The organism is Spongiactinospora rosea, assembly GCF_003315795.1.
GTDB lineage: Bacteria > Actinomycetota > Actinomycetes > Streptosporangiales > Streptosporangiaceae > Spongiactinospora > Spongiactinospora rosea.
On the sequence record NZ_QMEY01000006.1, the window covers coordinates 241,652 to 263,497 of the forward strand.

General features: G+C 71.6%; 17 protein-coding genes. 5 read left to right on the plus strand and 12 right to left on the minus strand.

Annotated elements, in window-relative coordinates:
* Positions 1–3: 3 nt before the first annotated feature.
* The 3 genes from DP939_RS17270 to DP939_RS17280 form a co-directional block, all read right to left on the minus strand.
* Entirely contained in the window at positions 4–1,530 is a 1,527-nt protein-coding gene (locus DP939_RS17270) for a hypothetical protein (protein WP_113981725.1), read from the minus strand.
* A gap of 105 nt (positions 1,531–1,635) precedes the next feature.
* Complete coding sequence (locus DP939_RS48705; RefSeq protein WP_113981726.1) at positions 1,636–3,090, minus strand: FHA domain-containing protein; 1,455 nt, start codon at positions 3,088–3,090, stop codon at positions 1,636–1,638.
* Positions 3,091–3,376: 286 nt separating this feature from the next.
* A complete protein-coding gene (locus DP939_RS17280) occupies positions 3,377–4,471 on the minus strand; it encodes a site-2 protease family protein (protein WP_113981727.1) in 1,095 nt (364 codons plus the stop codon).
* 306 nt (positions 4,472–4,777) lie between these two features.
* On the opposite strand from DP939_RS17280, the gene DP939_RS17285 reads away from it, so the two are divergent.
* The 3 genes from DP939_RS17285 to DP939_RS17295 all read left to right on the plus strand — a co-directional run bounded on the left by DP939_RS17285 (position 4,778) and on the right by DP939_RS17295 (position 7,804).
* Positions 4,778–5,635 (plus strand): RecB family exonuclease, encoded by an 858-nt coding sequence (locus tag DP939_RS17285; RefSeq protein WP_113981728.1) that lies wholly within the window; start codon positions 4,778–4,780, stop codon positions 5,633–5,635.
* A 289-nt stretch (positions 5,636–5,924) separates the two neighbouring features.
* A complete protein-coding gene (locus tag DP939_RS17290) occupies positions 5,925–7,124 on the plus strand; it encodes a sensor histidine kinase (RefSeq protein WP_113981882.1) in 1,200 nt (399 codons plus the stop codon).
* Positions 7,121–7,804 (plus strand): response regulator, encoded by a 684-nt coding sequence (locus tag DP939_RS17295; RefSeq protein ID WP_113981729.1) that lies wholly within the window; start codon positions 7,121–7,123, stop codon positions 7,802–7,804. Before DP939_RS17290 ends, DP939_RS17295 begins: the two co-directional genes overlap by 4 nt.
* Here the strand turns inward: DP939_RS17295 and DP939_RS17300 are convergent.
* The 8 genes from DP939_RS17300 to metH form a co-directional block, all read right to left on the minus strand.
* Complete coding sequence (locus DP939_RS17300) at positions 7,801–8,877, minus strand: ABC transporter ATP-binding protein (protein WP_225878306.1); 1,077 nt, start codon at positions 8,875–8,877, stop codon at positions 7,801–7,803. The genes DP939_RS17295 and DP939_RS17300 overlap by 4 nt on opposite strands.
* Positions 8,874–9,920 carry an ABC transporter ATP-binding protein gene (locus tag DP939_RS17305; protein ID WP_404828591.1) on the minus strand — a complete coding sequence of 349 codons (1,047 nt, stop codon included), beginning with the start codon at positions 9,918–9,920 and terminating at the stop codon, positions 8,874–8,876. Before DP939_RS17305 ends, DP939_RS17300 begins: the two co-directional genes overlap by 4 nt.
* Complete coding sequence (locus DP939_RS17310) at positions 9,917–10,930, minus strand: ABC transporter permease (RefSeq protein ID WP_113981730.1); 1,014 nt, start codon at positions 10,928–10,930, stop codon at positions 9,917–9,919. Before DP939_RS17310 ends, DP939_RS17305 begins: the two co-directional genes overlap by 4 nt.
* 93 nt (positions 10,931–11,023) lie before the next feature.
* Complete coding sequence (locus DP939_RS17315) at positions 11,024–12,793, minus strand: ABC transporter substrate-binding protein (RefSeq protein WP_113981731.1); 1,770 nt, start codon at positions 12,791–12,793, stop codon at positions 11,024–11,026.
* Between the two features lie 56 nt (positions 12,794–12,849).
* Positions 12,850–13,839, minus strand: coding sequence for an ABC transporter permease (locus DP939_RS17320; RefSeq protein WP_113981732.1), 990 nt, complete (start codon positions 13,837–13,839; stop codon positions 12,850–12,852).
* Between the two features lie 386 nt (positions 13,840–14,225).
* Positions 14,226–14,732, minus strand: a complete 507-nt coding sequence (locus DP939_RS17325) for a cellulose synthase (RefSeq protein WP_113981733.1) — start codon at positions 14,730–14,732, stop codon at positions 14,226–14,228.
* Between the two features lie 111 nt (positions 14,733–14,843).
* Positions 14,844–15,512, minus strand: a complete 669-nt coding sequence (locus DP939_RS17330) for an HAD family hydrolase (protein ID WP_113981734.1) — start codon at positions 15,510–15,512, stop codon at positions 14,844–14,846.
* Positions 15,505–18,969 (minus strand): methionine synthase, encoded by a 3,465-nt coding sequence (gene metH, locus DP939_RS17335; RefSeq protein WP_113981735.1) that lies wholly within the window; start codon positions 18,967–18,969, stop codon positions 15,505–15,507. Before metH ends, DP939_RS17330 begins: the two co-directional genes overlap by 8 nt.
* Before the next feature lie 173 nt (positions 18,970–19,142).
* On the opposite strand from metH, the gene DP939_RS17340 reads away from it, so the two are divergent.
* Positions 19,143–19,997, plus strand: a complete 855-nt coding sequence (locus DP939_RS17340; protein ID WP_113981736.1) for a PAC2 family protein — start codon at positions 19,143–19,145, stop codon at positions 19,995–19,997.
* A gap of 95 nt (positions 19,998–20,092) precedes the next feature.
* The gene (gene def / locus DP939_RS17345; RefSeq protein WP_113981737.1) at positions 20,093–20,569 is read left to right on the plus strand and encodes a peptide deformylase; all 477 of its coding nucleotides are present in this window, start codon (positions 20,093–20,095) and stop codon (positions 20,567–20,569) included.
* Here def and mshC read toward each other — a convergent pair whose 3' ends face one another.
* A complete protein-coding gene (gene mshC, locus DP939_RS17350) occupies positions 20,570–21,793 on the minus strand; it encodes a cysteine--1-D-myo-inosityl 2-amino-2-deoxy-alpha-D-glucopyranoside ligase (RefSeq protein ID WP_113981738.1) in 1,224 nt (407 codons plus the stop codon).
* Positions 21,794–21,846 lie beyond the last annotated feature (53 nt).

Here is a 21,846-nt window from a genome sequence, read left to right on the forward strand (position 1 = left end):
GCCTCACTCCGCGAGCGAGGTGGGCTCCTCGGTCTGCTCGACCTGGGTCGGTTCGACCTCGGTCTGCTCGATCTCCGTGGGACTCGGCAGCCGCGCGGTGGTGCCGGTGGGCGAAGGATCACCGGTGTCCGTCGGCTCCTCGGTCGGCACATCGGTCGGCACGTCGGTGGGGGTGTCCGTGGGGGACGCCTCGTCCGTGGGATCGGTGGTCGCCGGGGGCGGCCCGCAGTCGTCGATCGTCCCGGTCTCCGCGCTCTCCCCGGGGGTCACCGGCGACAGCGGCGTCTCGATGAGCGTGGGGACGGCCATGGCGGCCGGGCGCGGCGCCCGGAGCGGCTCCGCCGCCCCCACGGGCGCCGTGGTGGGCTCCTCGGTGCCGACCAGCGGGTCGGGCGGCCGGGTGGACACCTCCGGCGAGGGCGGGGCCGGGGGAAGGCACACGGGCGGCAGGGCGGGCGGCGCGCCCCGCCGTACCTCGGGCACGGACGGCACGCCCACGCAGTCGGCGGTCAGTTCGCCGTCCGGGGTGCGGATCACGCTCTCCCGCAGCACCCGGTGCGTGGTGCCGCGCCCGATCGAGCCGCCGAACCGGACCAGGCTCACCCCCTGTTCGATCTCCTTCTCCGAGACCTCGTACAGCGACCGGACCGTGGTGCCGTACTTGTCGATCCGCCTGACCAGCGTCCCCGCCTGCCGGGTGAGGAAGTAGGACGCGCCGCGCGGCGCGAGCGCCATCGGGTTGACGATGATCTCGGGCAGCGCGCGGCGCACGGCGCGGAGGTCCGCGGCCTTGCCGAGGTCGAGCATGCGGGTGATCTGCCGGACGCGCTCGTGCCCGGCCGGGGCCTCGGTGAGCACGGTCAGCCGTCGCGGCGTGCCGGTGCCGTCGAAGCGCAGGGCGTAGGAGACGGTGACCCGGCCCGAAGCCCGCTCCAGGCCGATCAGCCCCGTGACGGCGGCGGTGGGCTTCGCCGTGACGCCGGCACTCCACGAACGGGTCACCGTGAACCCGGTGTCGGCGTGGAGGGTCAGCTCGGCGGCGGTCCGCGCCTCCGCGATGGCGGACACGTCGACCAGCTTGGGCAGGCCGAGGGTGGCCGATCCGGCGACCGAACCGTCGAGTTCCACGCTCATCTGGGCCCAGCCGCCCGGCGGCACGTCGCTGCGCAGGACCTCCTCGATCACCGCGCGGTCGCGGCTCTCGTAGTAGAACCCCACCTGCGATCCGGCGCCCGCGCGCAGGTCCGCGCCCGCGTACCGCACCTCCGCGCCGAGCCGCGCGCCGGCCGCCAGCCTGTAGTCGAGGAAGGCGGCGAAGGTCCGGCCCTTGCGCCCCGGACGCCGTAACTCGGCGAAGCCCGAGGACGCGCTCGCGCTCACCGCGGCGAGACCGGCCTCCACCTCCACCGTGCCCGTGCTGACGTCTTGGCGCAGCGTGCAGCGGTACGGCTCGATGCCGGTTTCGCCACCGCAGGCCACGGCACACGGCAGCACGGCGAGCACGACCGCGGCGACCCCCGCTCCGCGCATCGGATCCCCCTTGACTCGGCAGGATCCCGATGCTGGCATTCGGGGCCATGGGCCCGGATGAGTAGACCACTACTCATTTCGGTGACCATGGCCTCACGCGGCGGCTCAGCGGGTGCGGTGCGACTCGTAGCGCATGGTCCGTGAGACGCCGATCCGCACGGTGGTGCCCGGGGCGATGGACACCGGCTCGTTGGGCGGGATGTCGTAGAAGTTGGGGTCGCCGGGCGGCTGGATCTGGGTGCCGTTGACCGACCCGAGGTCGACCAGGTTGACGTCCCAGCCGTCGAGGGCGACGCGCAGGTGGCGGCGGGAGACCGAGCCGTCGGGGCTGGTCACCTTGGCGGGCCTGGCCTGTCCGGAGGTGACCTCCGCGGCCCGCTCGGGGTCGCGGCCGAGCAGGTGGTCGGTGTCCAGGCGCAGCGTCATGCCGTCGTCGAGGAGCAGGACGCCGAGCGGCGGGCGCGGCCCCTGGTAGGGCACCAGGGTGCGCTGCACGAGCGCGATGCCGCACACCGCGCAGTACGGCACGCGGGGGTCGTTGAAGTGGTCGTTCTTGCAGTCGACGCCGAGGACCAGCACCCGGGAGTCGGGGTCGGACTGCTCGGCGGGGACCTCGGGCTCGGCGGGCTCGGCCTGCTCGGGCGCGGGAGGCGCGGGCAGAACGGCCTCGAAGGGCTGCTCGCGCAGGTCGGGGAAGCCTCCGGAGCCGTTGCCGAGGCCGGGGTCCGCGTCGTCGGCGGGCGGCTCGCCCTGCGGGCCGGGCGGCGGCAGCGGGAACTGCTCGGAGGGCGGGCCGGGCGGCGGGCCGTAACCGGGGACGGGGCCGGACGGCATCGGGGCGGGCGGGGCCATCGGCGCGGGATAGTGGTCGCCCATCGGATAGGGCGCCCGCGGGTCGGACTGCGGGGCCGCCGGTGCGGGCGGCGCCGGCGGCAGCGAGGCGACGGAGGAGGGCGGCGGGGCGGCGGGCGCCACGGCGCGCTCGGGCTCCGGCTCGGCGGGGGCGGGCGGGAGGTCCGGCTCGGGGGCCCGCCATTCGCGCGCGGCGGGCCTGGCGGCGGGCGCGGGCCGGTCGCCCGGCTCGTCCGCCCCGGTGTACTCGCCGGTCATGCCGCCGCCGACGACCACGCCCTCGTCCAGCCTGGTCCGCGGGTGCGGCTCGCCCGCGCCGGGCAGGCGCAGCTGCACGCGCCGCACGGGGCCGGGCACCAGCCGGTCGGTCCAGGTGAGCGCGTCGCGCCCGGCCAGGGCGACCTCGCCCGACTCGGACTCGACGGTGGCCGACGCCTCTCCGCTGACCAGTACGGCGATGCCGCCCGCGGCCGGACCGGCGACCGCGCACCCGATCGGCTCCGCGGTCATCGACCGGGCGAGCACCTGGGCGGCACGGCGGGCCAGCGCCCGGCCGTCGCCGCCGTTGGCGGCGGTGTCACGGACCGCCTCCAGCAGCTCGGAGGCCACGGCGTCCACCGCGTCGCACACCAGGACCAGGCCGCCAACATGGGCGACCAGCCCGTTGCCAGGAAGCGGGCGGACCACTCCGAAGCCCTGGTCGGTCACAGAACTCTCCTTCCCCGGCATCACACGGCTCCGGCGGCCTGGACCGGATCGATGGCACCCAGCACCTCGGACCGTAGCAAAAAGAACCCTAGTAGACCTTCTGGCAGGAGCGTCACCAGTCCGAAGAGGGGTGATGGGCGCCTTCCCAGCACACATCGGGCACGGCGACGAGCACGCGGGGCACGGAGCAGGGGAACTATCAGTAAGGTAACGATCGGGCGAACGGTGGCCGACGGGAAGACCCCGCCGGCTCAAGGTCGTGGGCGGGCCGCGCGGCGGCGGTGGCTCAGACTCCGCTGAACACCCGGTTGACGTCGGCGGTGGCGAGCACTCCGTACACCTCGCCGCTCCGCTCGACCAGCAGGTATTCGCCCGCGGGCGTCTCGCGCATGGCGTCGATCAGCTCCTCCCCGCTGAGGTCGGCGGCCAGCACCAGTGAGGGCTCCAGGGTGCGGGCCAGCGAGCCCGCGGTCACCCACGGCCTGCGCTGCTCCGGGGTGGCCTCCACGGCGGCCTCGTTGACGAGGGCGATCGGCCTGCCGTCGTGGTCGACCACGACCATCGCACCCGCCTGGGCGGCCGAGGCCCGGCGCAGCGCCTCGGCCAATGGCACCTCGGAGGTCACCGGGATCGCACGCCTGGCCAGGCTGCGCGCGTTTACCTGCGGGATGCGGGCCCGCACCCGCGCGGTGCGCAGCGACTGGCCGGCCCCGAACCAGATGAACCCGGCCAGCAGGAACGACCACAGCACGAACAGGTTGAGCACCTGGCCGCCGCTCAGCAGGGTGAGGATCAGCGGAATGGCCGCCAGCACGATGGCCAGCCCGCGGCCGACCCACGCGGCGGCGACGGTGCCCGAGCCGGAGTCGCGCGTCGCCTTCCACACCCCGGCGCGCAGCATCCGCCCGCCGTCCAGCGGCAGGCCCGGCAGCAGGTTGAACACCCCGACGATCAGGTTGGCCATCCAGAGCTGCCAGGTGAGGACGCCGATGATGCCGCCCTCGGGCACGACGAAGACGTCGAGCAGGAACCCGGCCAGGGCGAGGCCGAGGGAGAGCAGCGGCCCGGCGAAGGCCACCATGAACTCCCTGCCGGGAGAGTCGGGTTCGCGTTCGATCTCCGAGACGCCGCCCAGGAGGTAGAGGGTGATCCGGCGCACCGGCAGGCCGTACCGCTTGGCCACGACGCAGTGCGCCAGCTCGTGCAGCAGGACCGAGACGTAGAGCAGCACGGCGAAGGCGAAGGCCACCGCGTAACCCGCCGCCTCACTCAGCCCCGGCACGCTGAGCTGCACGCTCTCCTTGTAGGTGAGGGTGATGAACGCCGCCACGATGAACCAGGTGGGCGAGACGTACACCGGGATGCCGAAGGGCCGGCCCATCCGCAGACCCGGTGATCGCTGTGGGCTCTCGCTGCTCACTCGTCTCGCTCCGCCTTCTGCCGCGTCTGCCGATGGAGGCGCGTTTCGCCATGCAGGCATCTCCGCCTTAGAGCCTAGATGCCTCGTAGACCTTGATGCTACGCGTCACATGGCCCGGGCGGTCCGGCGTGGCGGGCGCCTCGCGGGGCGCCGGACCGTGAAGATGTCGGCGCGGTGGCCTAAAGTGCGGGTCATGGTGGATCGTACCCGGCCGTCCCCGGCCCGCCGATGTCGTGACCCGCTCGGCGCGGTGCGGGCAGGCGGGCGATGAGCGCGCCGACGGTGATCGGCGCGCTGTCGCCGTCGCGGGCCGGCGACTTCATGACCTGCCCGCTGCTCTACCGCTTCCGGGTGATCGACCAGATCCCCGAGCGCCCTTCTCCCGCGGCGGTCCGTGGCACGGTGGTGCACGCCGTGCTGGAGCGGCTGTACGACCTGCCGGCCGGGGGGCGCACCGTGCGCGCGGCGCTCGACCTGCTCGAACCACAGTGGGAGCGGCTGCGCGAGCGCGAGCCGGAGACCGCGGAGATGTTCGCCGACGAGGCCGAGCAGGCGGCCTGGCTGGCCCAGGCGCGCACGATGCTGGAGCGCTATTTCACCCTTGAGGACCCGACCCGCCTGGAGCCCGCCGAGCGCGAGCTGTACGTCGAGGCGGTGCTCGGCAACGGGCTGATGCTGCGCGGCTACATCGACCGGCTCGACGTCGCGCCGACCGGCGAGATCCGGGTGGTCGACTACAAGACGGGCACCGCGCCCGGCCGCGAGTTCGAGGCCAGGGCGCTGTTCCAGATGAAGTTCTACGCGCTCGCGCTGTGGCGGCTGCACGGCACGGTGCCGCGCGTGCTGCAACTGGTCTACCTCGGCAACGGCGAGGTGATCCGGTACGCGCCCGAGGAGGCCGACCTGCTGGCCACCGAGCGCAAGGTGTCGGCGCTGTGGCAGGCGATCGAGCGGTCGATGAGCACCGGCGAGTGGCGGGCCCGGCCGAGCAGGCTGTGCGACTGGTGCGACCACCGGGCGCTGTGCCCGGAGTTCGGCGGCACTCCCCCGCCGTTGCCCGAGCGGCGTCCCGGAGACACCCTGGCCGGCGGCCGTCGCCGCCGCGCCGCCAGCGACGAGCTGTAGCAGCCCCGCGCCGTCCGCCCGGAGCACGCTCCGAACCAGGAGAGCCGAACCCGCCCACGCAGGGAGAACGGCCCAGAGACCCCCTGCTCCGCCCGGCCGGAGCACACGCCCATGGGCGGCCCGTGCCAGGAGCGCCGTGGGCGGCGTGCGGGCCGGACGGGCGGGTCCGCTGGACGGGCATTCGTCTCTCCCGCGACCGTCGGCGACGAGGGTCGTTTCCTCCGGGAGGAGGAGGGCGCATCCTCCTGCCGCAGGGTGGGCGCGCGTGTGGAAGTTCTACATTGAAGGCGTGCGCACCACCCTCGGCGGCCTGCGGGCCTGGCTCGGCGACCGTCCACTGGTCCCGGACGCCCTGCTCGCCGCCCTGCTCGTCGCCGCCGCCCTGGCGAGGCTGATCTCGCCTCTGCCGTACGGCGCGCGTCCCCCCGGCCTGGCCGAGGCCGTCGCGGTGCTGCTCGGCTGCGCCGCCGTGGCGGTGCGCCGCAAGTGGCCCTTCACGCTGCTGTGCGCGCTGGAGACGACGCACCTCTCGCTGGTCGTGGCGGGCCATGAGACCTCGATGCTCGACACGGCGATCCTGATCGCGGTCTACAGCGTGGCCGCGCACCGGGGGCTGGCGGTCAGCCTGGCGGCGCTGGGCGTGGACCTGCTGGCCGTGCTGGTGGGCGTGGCCTCCGGGGTGGGTGCCGAGACCCGGACGGTGCTGCTGGTGGGCGCCCCGGTCGTGGTGACGGCCTGGGTGGTCGGGCGCAGCCTGCGGATGCGCCGGGCGTACCTGGCGGAGCTGAAGGACCGGGCCGAACGCCTGGAGCGCGCCAGGGACGCCGACACCCGCGCCGCGCGGGCCGAGGAGCGCTCGCGCATCGCCAGGGAGCTGCACGACGTGGTGGCCCACCATGTGAGCGTGATGACCGTGCAGGCGGCCGCGGCCAGGCGGATCCTGACCACCAACCCGCAGGGCGCGGGCGAGGCGCTGTCGGCGATCGAGGAGGTCGGGCGCACCGCGATGGCGGAGATGCGCAACATCGTCGGGGTGCTCAGGACCGACGACGGCCGGGCGGGGCCCGCCGAGCGCGGCCCGCAGCCCGGCACGCTGGAGCTGCCCGCGCTGGTGGAGCAGATGCGCGAGGCGGGGCTGCCGATCCAGTTGTGGACCGAGGGCGAGAGCGGGGACCTGCCGCCGGGCATCGACCTGGCCGCGTACCGGCTGGTCCAGGAGGCGCTGACGAACACGCTGCGGCACGCGGGACCGGGGGCGCGGGCGTGGGTGACGGTACGCCACGAACCGGGCGAGTTCTCCGTGCGGATCGAGGACGACGGGCGCGGCCCGGCGGACCCGCGGCCGGACGGGGAACGGCCGGGGCCGGGCCACGGGCTGGTCGGGATTCGCGAGCGCGTTGCGCTTTATGGTGGAATGCTGAGAATCGGCCCGCGCGCAGGAGGCGGTTTCGAGGTACGCGCACGGTTCCCGCTCAAGGACGGACGATGACGATCAGGGTGCTGCTGGTGGACGACCAGCCGCTGCTCCGTACCGGTTTCCGGTTGATCCTGGAGGCCGAGACCGATCTCACCGTGGTCGGCGAGGCGGGCGACGGCAAGGCGGCTCAGGAACAGGCCCGCGCCCTGCTGCCGGACGTCGTGCTGATGGACGTGCGGATGCCCGGCGTGGACGGCATCGACGCGACCCGCAGGATCGTGCGCGAGGCGGGCGCGGGGGCCCATGTGCCGAAGGTGCTCGTGCTGACCACCTTCGACCTCGACGAGTACATCGTGGAGGCGCTGCGCGCCGGGGCGAGCGGCTTCCTGCTGAAGGACGTGCCCCCGGACGAGCTGGTCAACGCCATCCGCGTGGTCGCCGCGGGCGACGCGATCGTGGCGCCGAGCATCACCCGGCGCCTGCTGGACCGCTTCGCCACCCGCCTGCCACCCGCTCACCCGCAGTCCACCCCCGCCCGCCTGGACCGGCTCACCGAACGCGAGCTGGAGGTGCTGCGGCTGATCGCCCGCGGCATGTCGAACGCCGAGATCGCCGCCGAGCTGGTGGTGAGCGAGACCACCGTGAAGACCCACGTCGGCAACGTGCTCACCAAGCTGTCGCTGCGCGACCGGGTGCAGGCGGTGGTGCTCGCCTACGAGACCGGGCTGATCACCCCGGGCGCGATCCCCTAGTCCGCCGCCCCCTGGTCCACCGCCTTCACCGCAGCCGCGTCCGCCGCGACCTGCGCGGGGACGTTCTCCGGGAAGTGGCAGGCGACCTGGTGGCCACCGGCCCGCTCGACCAGCGGGGGCTCCTGCTGCTTGCAGATCTCCTGTGCCTTCCAGCAGCGGGTGTGGAAGCGGCACGCCGGAGGCGGGTTGAGCGGGGAGGGCACGTCGCCCTTGAGCCGGATGCGGTCACGCTCGCCGCGACCCCGAGGGTCGGGTACGGGCACCGCGGACAGCAGCGCGTTGGTGTACGGGTGCATCGGCGAGCCGTACAGGCTCTTGCGGTCGGCCAGCTCGACGATCTTGCCGAGGTACATCACCGCCACCCGGTCGGAGATGTGCCGGACCACCGACAGGTCGTGGGCGATCACCACGTAGGTCAGGTCCAGCTCGTTCTGGATGTCCTCCAGCAGGTTGACCACCTGCGCCTGGATCGACACGTCGAGCGCGGAGACCGGCTCGTCGGCGATGATCAGCTTGGGCTTCAGGGCGAGGGTCCTGGCGATCCCGATGCGCTGGCGCTGGCCGCCGGAGAACTCGTGCGGGTAGCGGTTGTAGTGCTCCGGGTTCAGGCCGACCGTCTCCAGGATCTCCTGGACGGCCTTCTTGACGCCCTGCTCGGTCTGGATGCCCTGGATGCGGTAGGGCGCGCCGACGATCGCCCCCACCGTGTGCCGGGGGTTCAGCGACGAGTAGGGGTCCTGGAAGATCATCTGCATGTCGCGGCGCAGCGGGCGCAGCCGGGACTGCGACATGTGGGTGATGTCGCGTCCCTCGAAGACGATCTTGCCGCCGGTGGGGTCGAGCAGCCGGGTGATCAGCCGGCCCGTGGTGGTCTTCCCGCAGCCGGACTCCCCCACCAGGCCCAGGGTCTCGCCCTTGCGGACGGTGAAGGAGATCCCGTCCACCGCCTGGACGGCGCCCACCTGCCGCTTGAGCAGCCCCTTGGTGACCGGGAAGTGCTTTTGCAGGTCCGACACGGCGAGCAGGGGCTCGGCGTCCGGAAGATCCGCGGCGTCGGTCGTCGGGGTGCTCACGTGGTCTCCAAGATCGGTTTGACGTCGTTCTCCCAGATCTCCCGCCGCCGCGCGCGGGACAGGTGGCAGCGCACCAGGTGCCCGCCGGTCGCGGTCTCCGCCAGCGGCGGCACCTCTTCCTTCGCCCGCCGGCCGGACTCGGCGGCGTAGGGGCAGCGGGGGTGGAAGGCGCAGCCGGACGGGACGTTGATCAGGGACGGCGGGGCGCCCTTGATCGGTATCAGCCGGTCGGTCGGGTCCCGGTCCAGCCGCGGCACCGAGCTGAGCAGGCCCCAGGTGTAGGGGTGCTCGGGGGCGAGGAAGATGTCCTCGGCCGCGCCGTACTCGACGCACTTGCCGCCGTACATCACCAGGATGTCATCGGCCAGCTCGGCCACGACGCCCAGGTCGTGGGTGATGATGATCAGCGCGGAGTTGAACTCGCGCTGCAGGTCGCGCATCAGGTCCAGGATCTGGGCCTGCACGGTGACGTCCAGCGCGGTGGTGGGCTCGTCGGCGATCAGCAGCTCGGGGTCGCAGGACAGCGCCATGGCGATCATGGCCCGCTGCCGCATCCCGCCGGAGAACTGGTGGGGGTAGTCGTCCACCCGCCGGTCCGGCTGCGGGATGCCGACCCTGCCCAGCATGTCGATCGCGTGCTTGCGGGCGGCCGACTTGCTCACGTCGTTGTGGATCCGGTACGCCTCGATGATCTGCTGGCCGACGGTGTAGTACGGGTGCATCGCCGACAGCGGGTCCTGGAAGATCATCGCCATCTTCTTGCCGCGCAGCCTGCGCACGGACTCGGCCGGGGCGGAGATCAACTCCTCGCCGTCCAGCCAGATCTCGCCGGAGAGCCTGGCGTTGCCGCCGGAGTGCAGGCCGAGGATGCCGAGGCTGGTCACGCTCTTGCCCGAGCCGGACTCCCCGACGATGCCGAGCGTCTTGCCGCGCTCCAGCGAGAACGTCAGCCCGTCCACCGCGCGGACCAGGCCGTCGTCGGTCGGGAAGTGGATGCCGAGGTCGCGGACCGCCAGATGCGGAATGGTGTCGTTGGCGCTCACGTGAGCCTCACCCTTGGGTCGACGACGGCGTACAGCAGGTCCACGATCAGGTTGGCGACCACCACGAACACCGCGGTGAGCAGCGTCACGCCCATCACCTTGGGAAGGTCGTTGCTGACGATGGCCTCGATGGCGTACTTGCCGAGGCCGTTGAGGGAGAAGGTGCTCTCGGTGAGCACGGCGCCGCCGAGCAGCAGGCCGAAGTCGAGGCCGAAGATGGTCACGATCGGCGTGAGCGCGGCCCGCAGGCCGTGCTTGACCACCACCGTCCGCTCGGGCAGGCCCTTGGCCCGCGCGGTGCGGATGTAGTCCTCGTTCATGGTCTCCAGCATGCCCGCCCGGGTGAGCCGGGCGTAGCCCGCGGCGAACAGGAACGCCAGTGTGACCCAGGGCAGGATCAGGCTGTAGGCCCACTGCACCGGATCGACGGTGAAGTCGACGTACGTCCCGCCGGGCACGGTCCAGCCGAGGGAGTAGCTGAAGAAGACCAGCGAGATCATGCCGGTGAAGAACACCGGCATGGACACCCCGGCCAGCGCGATGCCCATCGCGGCCCGGTCGAAGAAGCTGCGGCGGCGCAGCGCCGAGATCACGCCGGTGGCCACCCCGGCGACCACCCAGATCACCGCGGCCCCCACCCCCAGCGAGAACGTCACCCGCGAGCGGTCCACAAGGTCGGGCCACACGGGCTGCTCGGTGAGGTAGGAGTAGCCGAAGCAGGGCGCCGGGCACTTCTCGACGCTCGTGCCCGTGTCGTACTCCGCGCCCACGACCAGGCCCGAGACGAACCTGCCGTACTGGACCGGCAGCGGGTCGTGGAAGCCGAGCCGCTTGGCGATCAGTTGCTGGGTCTCCGCGGTGGCCGTGCGACCGGCGTAGCGGCTCGCCATGCCCTCCGGAGTGGCGCCGACCAGCCGCGGGACCAGAAAGAAGATCGCGAAGGTGACGATGCTCACGATGACGAGCATGATCACCGCGCCGATCAGGCGCCTGATGATGTATGTGATCACAGTGCCCGGCCCTGACGGCCGCCGCCAGGATCGCTGACGGCGGCCGTCGTGGCCTTCACCTGCCTATCTCGTTGGATGATCGCCAGGGGACGCCTACTGCTGAACGCCGACGCTCACGTAGTCGTACATCTGCTGGGACTCGCTCACGTACAGGTTGGTCAGGCCCTTGCCGCGCATCAGGATCGACTTGGCGTACACGCCGGGCACGGTGACCGCCTCGTCCATGATGCGCTGGTTGATCTCGGCCCACAGGGCGTCGCGGGCGGCGGCGTCGGCCTCACCCTTGGTCTGGTCGATCTTCTGGTCGACTTCGGGGATCTTGACGCTCAGGTTGTAGTTGCCGGACTCGCGGATGGTCCGGCTGTCCGCGATTGCCTGCAGGAAGCCGAAGGTCTCCGGGTAGTCCGAGCCCCAGCCGTTGACGGCCAGGCCGAGCTTGTTCTGCTTGACGTAGTCCGGCTTGCCGACATAGAGGGTGAAGTAGTCGCCGTCGGGGAAGGGCTTGAGGGTCAGCTTGATGCCGACCTTGGCCAGCGACTGCTGCACCGCCTCGGCGAACGCCTTCTCGCCCGGGCGACTGCTGCGGTAGGCGATGTCGGCGCTGAACCCGTTCGGCTGGCCGCAGGCCGCGAGGGCCGCCTTGGCCTTGTTGACATCACCCTTGTTACCCGGAGTCTGGTAGGTGGTGATCTCCTTGTAGCCGCCCAGGGCCGGCGGGATCATGCCGGTCGCGATGTCACCGCCGTTGGGGCCGCCGTAGGCGCGCTGGACCGATGTACGGTCCACCGCCCACTCCACGGCCTTGCGGCACTCGATGTTGTTGAACGGCTCGACGTCGGGGATGACCGAGAGGTACCACAGCCGCTGGAGCGCGGCGTTGTCGGTCCTGGCCTTCAGCGCGGGGTCGTTCAGCACGCGGGTACGCGCGGCCTGCTGGAGGCCGAGGCCGGTGACGGCCAGATGCACGTCGCCGGAGATCAGCCGGTTGTCGATGTCGTCGGCGTTGACGTTGAGCTGGACCTCGAAGCCGTCGGGCAGCGCGGAGCGGTTCGGGTCGGTGGCCGGGTCCCAGTTCGGGTTGCGCTTCAGCGAGAAGGACTTGCCGATCGAGTTCTTGTCGAACATGTACGGCCCGGAGGAGATCACGTGCTCCTGGTACTTCGTTCCGGTGTCCTTGGCCTTCGGCACCGGCATGGTCATCGGCATCTGCACGATGTAGTCGAAGGAGCCGAAGGGCTGCTTCAGCTTGAAGACGATCGTGTGGTCGTCCGGCGTCTCGATCGCCGAGCTGATGTCGGCGTCCTTGTCCTTGAAGGCGCCCTTGTAGTCCTTCGGCCAGTCGAGCAGCTCATTGAGGTAGCTCGGGCCCTTGGGCAGCACCTGCTTGTCGAAGGAGCGGGCGACCGCGTAGGCGATGTCCTTGGAGGTGATCTCCGTGCCGTCCTCGAACTTCACGCCCTTGCGGAGCTTGTAGGTCCAGGTCTTGCCACCGTCGCTGGTCTCCCCCAGGCTCTCGGCGAGGTCGGGGGTGAGCGTGTTGCTCGCGGCCCCTGGAGCGGCCTTGAACATCACCAGGGTGCGGCCGTACAGGCGGGCGAAGTTGAACGAGTAACCGTAGTAGGTGTTCCCCGGATCCAGGCTGTCCCAGTTCTCCTCGTGGGCCAACTTGACGATTCCGCCCTTGGCCTTGGACGGGTTGTAGACCTTGCCGAGCGCGGCGTTGAACTCCTCCTTCACCGCGCCGGCCGAGCCGCCACCGGACTGGCCGGGAGGTGTGTTCCCGCCACCGCCGGCGCAGGCCGATAGGCCGAGCGCCAGCGCGGTTCCGATGGCCGCGATGGCCACTCCGGATCTTGTTCTCATTACTTCGCACCCCTTTGTTGGGATATGGAGCCGGGGGATCGTGGAAGGTGGGCGGGCTAACGGGTGCGCGGGTCGAAGGCGTCCCGCAATCCGTCGCCGAACAGGTTGAAGGACAGCACCGTGATGAAGATGGCCATCCCCGGGAAGATCGCGAAGTGCGGCAACGTGAAGAAGCGCACCGCGTCGGCCAGCATGCCGCCCCAGGTGGGCGTGGGCGGCCGGACCCCGACCCCGAGGAACGACAGCGCCGACTCGAACAGGATGTTCGACGGGATCAGCAGCGTCGCGTAGATCAGGATCGGCGCTATCAGGTTCGGCAGCAGCTCGCGGAAGATGATGTGCGGCCAGCGCGCACCCAGGCTGCGCGCGGCGTCGACGAACTCGCGTTCGCGTAGGGACAACGTCTGGCCGCGGATGATCCGCCCGATGTAGGGCCAGTTGAAGAAGCCGATGATGAACACCAGCAGGGCGATCCGCAGCGAGTCGCCGGTGAGCCCGAACGCGGTGTCCGGGATCGCGCCCACCAGGGCGATGGCGAAGACCAGCAGCGGGAAGGCCAGGAAGACGTCCATCGTGCGGCCGATCAGGGTGTCCACCCAGCCGCCGAAGTAGCCGGCCACGACGCCGGCCAGGGTGCCGAGCAGCACCGAGACCAGGGTGGCCAGGAAGGCGATCAGCAGGGAGATCCGCGCGCCGTACACGACGCGGCTGAACAGGTCGCGCCCGTTCCTCGGCTCCAGGCCGAACAGGTATTCCCAGCTCATCCCACCGAACGCGCCGAGCGGCACCCCCGTGTTGGGGTCGGTCAGATCCTCATGGAACTCCTGCGGCGGATGACCGAGCACCGCGACGATGGCGGGGGCGAAGATCGCCATCAGGATGAGGAGGATCACGATGCCCGCGCCGGCCATGGCGACCTTGTCGCGTTTCAGCCGCGACCACGCGATCTGCCCGAGCGACCGGCCGGCGATCTTCCCGCCGCCCTCCAGCACCGACTCCGGTGGGGCCTCCGAGGCCGATCCGGAGACGTCGAGCGGTGCGGTCATACTTCAGCCCCCTGGGTCACAGACGACGTTGTCCCGGCAGGCGCGGGTGTGCGCCTGAATGGGGAAGCCGCTTTAGTGCGGTCCCCGGAAGGCAGAATGTATGCGTCCAGCAGCGCTGACTAGCCCTTTGGCCAGCGATGTAGCGCAACCGTGATTCACGCGACACGCATTCGTATCGATCTTGGCCGATTATCTAGAACTTGTTCTGATTCCGTCTCGATTCGGTGACACGCGCCCTTACTCGCATCATAACGGCCATCACCCCCCGTGACCGGTATGGGGTGCTCGCGCACCCCACTACGGAGGAGATCACGGAGGGTGACCGAGGGCGGAGAAGAGCCTTGACATCGCCCCTGACTCGAATTTCGGTCAGAACCTAAGCGCCGTCAGCTGATTCCGCGCCGCTTAAGAATGTCCTCAATGTCGGAAAAATCATCATCTGCCGCCTTTTTCGCGGGCGCCGGTCGCCGGGTGGGCAGTGGCTGCGTCGCGGAAGCGGGAGCGGGAGCGGCGACACCCGGACGCGGCTGCGCCGGTGCGGCCTGCCGCTGCGCGGGCTCGGCAGGGGCGCCGGTCCGCCGGTCGGCCTTGGCCCGGCCCCGGCCGCGCAGGAAGCCCGAGACGAGGAAGAGGACCACCGCGAGCCCGGTCAGGGCCACGCCGATCCACACGGTCGGCGAGAACACCAGGCCGGTCACGAAGCCCACGAGCGCGGTGCCGACCTTCCACAGCACGGGCAGGGCCCCCGTGAGGTAGGCGGCCATCGGCAGCAGCGACCAGGCCGCCGCACGCAGCCCGGCCGCGGCGCCCTTACGCCGCAGCAGCAGGAAACTGATCACCAGCCCCACACCGGTCACACCGGCGCACAGCGGCAACCACGCGATCTGATCCATTTCGGGCCGCCCCCTCGTGTCGCTTCGTCCCTACCATCCTGGCATGCGAAAGCGCCCCCTCCTCTCCTACCGGAGGGGGATTGATCGGCGACCGGGCCCCTAGGGGGACGATCAGGGCTCGCTGGGGGCGGCCACCCTGGCGAGCAGCGCCACGTCCACCTGGGTCAGCGAACCGGCGATCATCCGGCCGGGGGCCGGTGGGATGGGCAGCAGGCTCGGCACCGCGACCACCCGGCACCCGGCGGCGGTGGCCGAGGTCACGCCGTTGGGCGAGTCCTCAAGGACCACGCAGCGCCGCGCCTCGACCCGGGCCAGCGCCACGGCGAGCCGGTAGGGCTCGGGATCGGGCTTGGTACGCGAGACGTCGTCGCCGGTGACCACGTGGTCGAAGAAGTGGCGGCCGATGGCCGCAAGGCACTGCTCGGCCACCACGCGGGCCGAGGAGGTCACCAGGGCCGTGGGGACGCCCGTGGCGCGCACCGCGCGCAGCAGGGCGCCCGCGCCGGGCATCAGCTCGACGCCGCCCTCGCGGAGCCTGGCGGTCATGCCGCCGAGCATCCACTCGGCGACCTCCGCCGGGTCGGTGTCCGAGCCGGAGGTCTTGAGCATGTAGGCCACCGTGGAGGGCAGTGAGCCCCCCACGAGGTGTTCCTGGTCGTCGGGCCCCCAGGACCCGCCGAGGCGTTTCATCACCTCGGCCTCGACCTCGAACCAGACCTTCTCGGTGTCCACGAGCAGGCCGTCCATGTCGAAGAAGACGGCCCCGGGCAGATCAGACATTGAAGTACTTGGCCTCGGGGTGGTGGACGACGAGGGCCGAGGTGGCCTGCTCGGGGTGGAGCTGGAACTCCTCCGAGAGGTTCACCCCGATCCGTGCGGGGTCGAGCAACTCCATCACCTGCACCTGGTCTTCGAGGTTGGGACAGGCAGGATAGCCGAAGGAGTAGCGGCAGCCGCGGATGTTGACCTTCAGCATGTCGTCCAGCGACTCCTGGCCGCCGATGCCCAGCTCCGAGCGCACCCGCGCGTGCCAGTATTCGGCCAGCGCCTCGGTGAGCTGCACCGACAGGCCGTGCAGCTCCAGGTAGTCGCGGTAGGCGTCCTTGGCGAACAGCTCCGCGGTGGCCTCGGAGATCCGGTTGCCCATGGTGACCACCTGGAAGGCGATCACGTCGGTCTCGCCGGACTCGCGGGAGCGGAAGAAGTCGGACAGGCAGAGGTGCCGGTCGCGGCGCTGGCGGGGGAAGGTGAACCTGGTCCGCTCGTTGCCGGCGTCGTCGAGGATGATCAGGTTGTCGCCCTCGCTGACGCACGGGAAGTAGCCATAGGCCACGGCGGCCTCCAGTAGGCCCTCGGTCTGCAGCCGGTCCAGCCACATCCGCAGCCGCGGCCTGCCCTCGGTCTCCACCAGCTCCTCGTAGGAGGGACCCGAGCCGCCCCGCGCGGGCTTGAGCCCCCACTGGCCCATGAACGTCGCCCGCTCGTCCAGGAACGCGGCGTACTCGCCCAGCGAGATGCCCTTGACCACGCGGTCGCCCGAGAACGGCGGGGTGGGCACCGGGTTGTCGGCGGCCACGTCGGAGCGGGCGGGCAGTTCCTCCTCGGGGGTGCGGTCCAGCGCCGCGCCGGTCTTCACCCGCCGGGCGCGCAGCTCGGGCAGGCGCGCGCCGTCCTCGCCGCGCTTGATGGCCATGAAGGCGTCCATCAGGCGCAGGCCCTCGAACGCGTCGCGGGCGTAGCGGACCTCACCCTGGAACACGTCGGCGAGGTCCTGTTCGACGTAGGCGCGGGTGAGCGCGGCGCCGCCGAGCAGCACCGGGAACCGGGTGGAGATGCCCCGGGAGTTCATCTCCTCAAGGTTCTCCTTCATCACCACGGTGGACTTGACCAGCAGGCCGGACATGCCGATCACGTCGGCGCTCTTGTCCTCGGCCGCCTCCAGGATCGCGGTCACCGGCTGCTTGATGCCGAGGTTGACCACCTCGTAGCCGTTGTTGGACAGGATGATGTCGACGAGGTTCTTGCCGATGTCATGGACGTCGCCCTTGACGGTGGCCAGCACGATCCGGCCCTTGCCGCCGCCGTCGAGCTTCTCCATGTGCGGTTCGAGGTAGGCGACGGCGGTCTTCATCACCTCGGCCGACTGGAGCACGAACGGCAACTGCATCTGACCGGAACCGAACAGCTCGCCGACGGTCTTCATGCCGTCGAGGAGCACGTCGTTGATGATCTCCAGGGCCGGGCGCTGGGCCAGCGCCTCGTCCAGGTCGGTCTCCAGGCCCTTGCGCTCGCCGTCCACGACGCGGCGCTTGAGCCGCTCCCACAGCGGCAGCCCGGCCAGCTCGGCCGCCTTGCCCGCCCGCAGCGCGGCCACGTCGACGCCCTCGAACAGCTCCATGAAGTGCGCCAGCGGGTCGTACCCCTCGCGCCTGCGGTCGTAGACCAGGTCCAGCGCGGCCTGCCGCTGGTCGTCGGGGATGCGGGCCATCGGAAGGATCTTGGAGGCGTGCACGATCGCCGAGTCGAGCCCGGCGTTGACGCACTCGTTGAGGAAGACGCTGTTGAGGACGATCCGGGCGGCCGGGTTGAGGCCGAAGGAGACGTTGGAGACGCCGAGCGTGGTCTGCACGCCCGGGTAGCGGCGCTTCAGCTCGGCGATGGCCTCGATGGTCTCCAGGCCGTCCCTGCGGGTCTCCTCCTGGCCGGTGGCGATCGGGAACGTCAGGCAGTCGACGATGATGTCCTCGACGTGCATGCCCCACTCGCGGGTCAGCGACTCGATCAGGCGGGTCGCCACCCGGACCTTCCACTCGGCGGTGCGGGCCTGGCCCTCCTCGTCGATGGTCAGCGCCACCACGGCCGTGCCGTGCTCGCGCACCAGGCGCATCACCCGCTGGAAGCGGGAGTCGGGGCCGTCGCCGTCCTCGTAGTTGACCGAGTTGATCGTCGCGCGGCCGCCGATCAGCTCCAGCCCGGCCTCAAGGACCGCGGGCTCGGTGGAGTCGAGCACGATCGGCAGCGTGGAGGCGGTGGCGAACCGGAAGGCCAGTTCCTTCATGTCGGCGACGCCGTCGCGGCCGACGTAGTCGATGCACAGGTCGAGCATGTGCGCCCCGTCGCGGGCCTGCTCGCGGGCCATCTCCACGCAGTCGTCCCACCGCTCGGCGAGCATCGCCTCGCGGAACGCCTTGGAGCCGTTGGCGTTGGTGCGCTCGCCGATCGCCAGGTAGGAGGTGTCCTGGCGGAAGGGGACGTGCTGGTAGAGGGAGGCGGCGCCGGGCTCGGGGCGGGGCCGCCGCTCGGCGATCTCCGCGCCGCGCACCCGCTCGACCACCTGGCGCAGGTGCTCTGGAGTGGTGCCGCAGCAGCCGCCGACCAGGGACAGGCCGTAGTCGCGGGTGAAGGCGCCGTGCGCGTCGGCGAGCTCGGAGGGGGACAGCGGGTAGCGCGCTCCGTCGGAGGTGAGCTGCGGCAGCCCCGCGTTGGGCATGCAGGACAGGGCCAGCCGGCTGTGCCGGGAGAGGTAGCGCAGGTGCTCGCTCATCTCGGCGGGGCCGGTCGCGCAGTTGAGGCCGATCACGTCGACGCCGAGCGGCTCGATCGCGGTCAGCGCCGCGCCGATCTCGGAGCCGAGCAGCATCGCGCCGTTGGTCTCGATCGTCACCTGGGCGATGATCGGCACGTCGCGGCCGGCGTCGGCGATGGCCCGCCGCGCGCCGATCACGGCGGCCTTCACCTGCAGGAGGTCCTGGGAGGTCTCGATGATCAAGGCGTCCGCGCCGCCCGCGATCAGCCCTGCGGCGTTGTCGCGGTAGGCGTCGCGCAGCGAGGCGAACGGCGCGTGCCCGAGGGTGGGCAGCTTGGTGCCCGGGCCCATCGAGCCGAGCACGAACCTGGGCCGCTCGTCGGTGCTCCAGGCGTCGGCCCGCTCGCGGGCCAGCCGCGCGCCGGCCTCGGCCAGCTCGAAGACCCGCTCGGCGATGCCGTACTCGCCGAGCGCCGCGAGGTTGGTGCCGAAGGTGTTGGTCTCCACGCAGTCCACGCCCACCTCGAAGTAGGCGTCGTGCACCGACCGCACGATGTCCGGCCGGGTGACGTTGAGGACCTCGTTGCAGCCCTCGTGGCCTTCGAAGTCGTCCAGTGTCACGTCATGGGCCTGAAGCATCGTGCCCATCGCCCCGTCGGCCACCACGACGCGCTCGGACATGACTGCACGCAAGGACGGTCGGCTTGTCATGGGCTCAAGCTTAATGCGATCCCCTGGAGGATCGGTCGTGGGAGGCGCACTCCTACGGTGGTCCCACGGTACCGGCGGCGCTCGCCGAACGCTCACGGTACTCCCGGCCGTATGGCACCAAGGGGCCCCTCAACGCATAGGCTTAGCCCAGTACAGCGGAGAGGAGGCGGCGCGTGATCGAGCTCGAAGGGCTCCCCGAGCTCGTCGATCCGGTGCTGATCGCCGCGTTCGAGGGGTGGAACGACGCCGGTGAGGCATCCAGCGGCGCGCTCGGCCATCTGGAGCGGGCGTGGAAGGCCACCCCACTGGTCGCGCTCGACCCGGAGGACTACTACGACTTCCAGGTCACCCGGCCGATCGTCGAGCTCACCGACGGCCAGAGCCGCTCCATCACCTGGCCCACCACGCGCCTTTCGGTGGCCAGGCCGCCCGGCGTCGAGCGCGACGTCGTGCTGCTGCGCGGCATCGAGCCGAACATGCGGTGGCGGTCCTTCTGCGAGGAGATCGTGCTGCTGTGCCAGGAGCTGGGCGTCGAGCTGGCGGTGATCCTGGGCGCGCTGCTCAACGACTCCCCCCACACGCGTCCGGTGCCGATCGTGGGCGCGGCGACCGATCCCGGGCTGGCCCGGCAGATCCATCTGGAGCTGACCCGCTACGAGGGCCCCACCGGCATCGTCGGAGTCCTGCAGCAGGCGCTCGGCACGGCCGGCCTGCGCGCGGTCTCGCTATGGGCCTCGGTCCCCCACTACGTCGCCCAGCCGCCCAACCCCAAGGCCACGCTGGCGCTGCTGCGCCGGGCCGAGGACCTGCTCGACATCCCCATGCCGCTCGGCGACCTGCCGGAGGAGGCGCGGGCCTGGGAGCACGGCGTCGATGAGCTGGCCTCCCAGGACAGCGAGGTCGCCGAATACGTCAGGGAGCTCGAGGAGCGCAAGGACGCCGCCGATCTGCCCGAGGCCAGCGGCGACGCCATCGCCGCCGAGTTCGAGCGCTATCTGCGGCGGCGCGACCACGGCGGCGAGGGCTGACCGGCTCCCCGCGGCGCGGTTGGGGCACGCCGGGCGTGGGGACGAACGATGACGGCAACCGGACGCCCGTCAGTCATCGCCGCGGGGAGACGCGAATGACCCTCCAGCAGATCCGCCTGTTCGGCGATCCCGTGCTCCGGCGTACGGCCGAGCCGGTCACCGCCTTCGACCGCGAACTGCGCACGCTCGTCAAGCAGCTCACCACCACCATGCGCGCGGGGTCCGGGCGGGCGGGCCTGGCCGCGCCGCAGATCGGGATCTCCGCGCGGGTGGTCGTCTACGACTACGACGGCAAGTCCGGCCACATCGTCAACCCGCGCCTGGAGCCGTCCGCGCGCAGGGTCGTCGCCGACGAGGCGTGCCTGTCCGCGCCCGGCCAGTGGTGGCCCCTGGAGCGCGCCTACGCGGTGACCGCCAGGGGCCGCGACATGTACGGCAAGCCGGTCACCGTGCGGGCGCTCGGCGTGCTCGCCAGAGTGCTCCAGCACGAGACCGACCACCTCGACGGCGTGCTGTTCATCGACCACCTGCCCGCCGAGGAGCGCGAGCGGTTCGAGGCCGCCGGCTCCTGATCAGAGCGCGACCCCGAGCAGGGTGTCGGCGATCTCGCGGACCAGCCCCGGGGCCCGCCCGTCCGTACCGCCGCCCGCCGGCGCCTCCCGCGCCCAGGAGTCGATCGCGGCCAGCGCCCCGGGGGCGTCCAGGTCGTCGGCCAGCCGGGCGCGGACCTCGGCCAGCACGGGCTCGGCGGCGGGGCCCGCGGGCAGCGCCACGGCCCGGCGCCAGCGCTCCAGCCGCTCCTGCGCATCGGCGAGCTGCCCGCCGGTCCACTCCCAGTCGGCGCGGTAGTGCCGGGCCAGCAGGGCCAGCCTGATCGCCATCGGGTCGGTCTCCCGCCGGAGCGCGGAGACGAACACCAGGTTGCCCTTGGACTTGGACATCTTCTCGCCGTCCAGGGCGACCATTCCCGCGTGGACGTACGCCTTGGCGAACGGCCACTCGCCGGTCGCCACGTGCCCCTCGGAGGCGCCCATCTCGTGGTGCGGGAAGATCAGGTCGGACCCGCCGCCCGCCACGTCGAAGCCGGGGCCGAGATCGGCCAGGGCGATCGCGGTGCACTCGATGTGCCAGCCCGGCCTGCCCCGGCCGAACGGGGAGTCCCAGCCGGGCTCTCCCGGCCGCTCGGCCCGCCACAGCGCCCAGTCCAGCGGGTTGTGCTTGCCCGGCCGCTCCGGGTCGCCGCCGCGCTCGCCGAACAGCGCGAGCATCCGCTCCTCGGAGTAGCCGGAGACCGCGCCGAACTTGGGGGCGGCGCCCGCGTTGAAGTAGACGTCGCCGTCGAGCTCGTACGTCGCGCCCTTGTCGCGCAGCCGCTCGATCAGCTCGGCGACCTCGCCGATCACCTCGGTGACCGCGACGTAGCGGCTGGGCGGCAGGATGCGCAGGGCCTCCATGTCGGCGCGGAACAGGTCGATCTCCCTGGCCGCGAGCTCCTGCCAGTCCTGGCCGTCCCGCTCGGCCCGCTCCAGCAGCGGATCGTCCACGTCGGTGATGTTCTCGGTGAAGCTCACCTCGTGGCCGGCGTCCCGCCATACCCGGTTCAGCAGGTCGAAGGCCAGGTAGGTGTTGGCGTGGCCCAGGTGGGTGGCATCGTAGGGGGTGATGCCGCAGACGTACATCCGGGCGGTGGGGCCGGGCCGGGTCGGGCGGACCTCGCCCGCCGCGGTGTCGTACAGGCGCGGGACCTCGCCTTGGCCGGGGAGCCGGGAGACCTTGGGAGCAGACCACGATCGCATGCCCTGAGCCTACTTGTGCGTAATCCGCGCATGGGCACCGCCACCTGGGATGG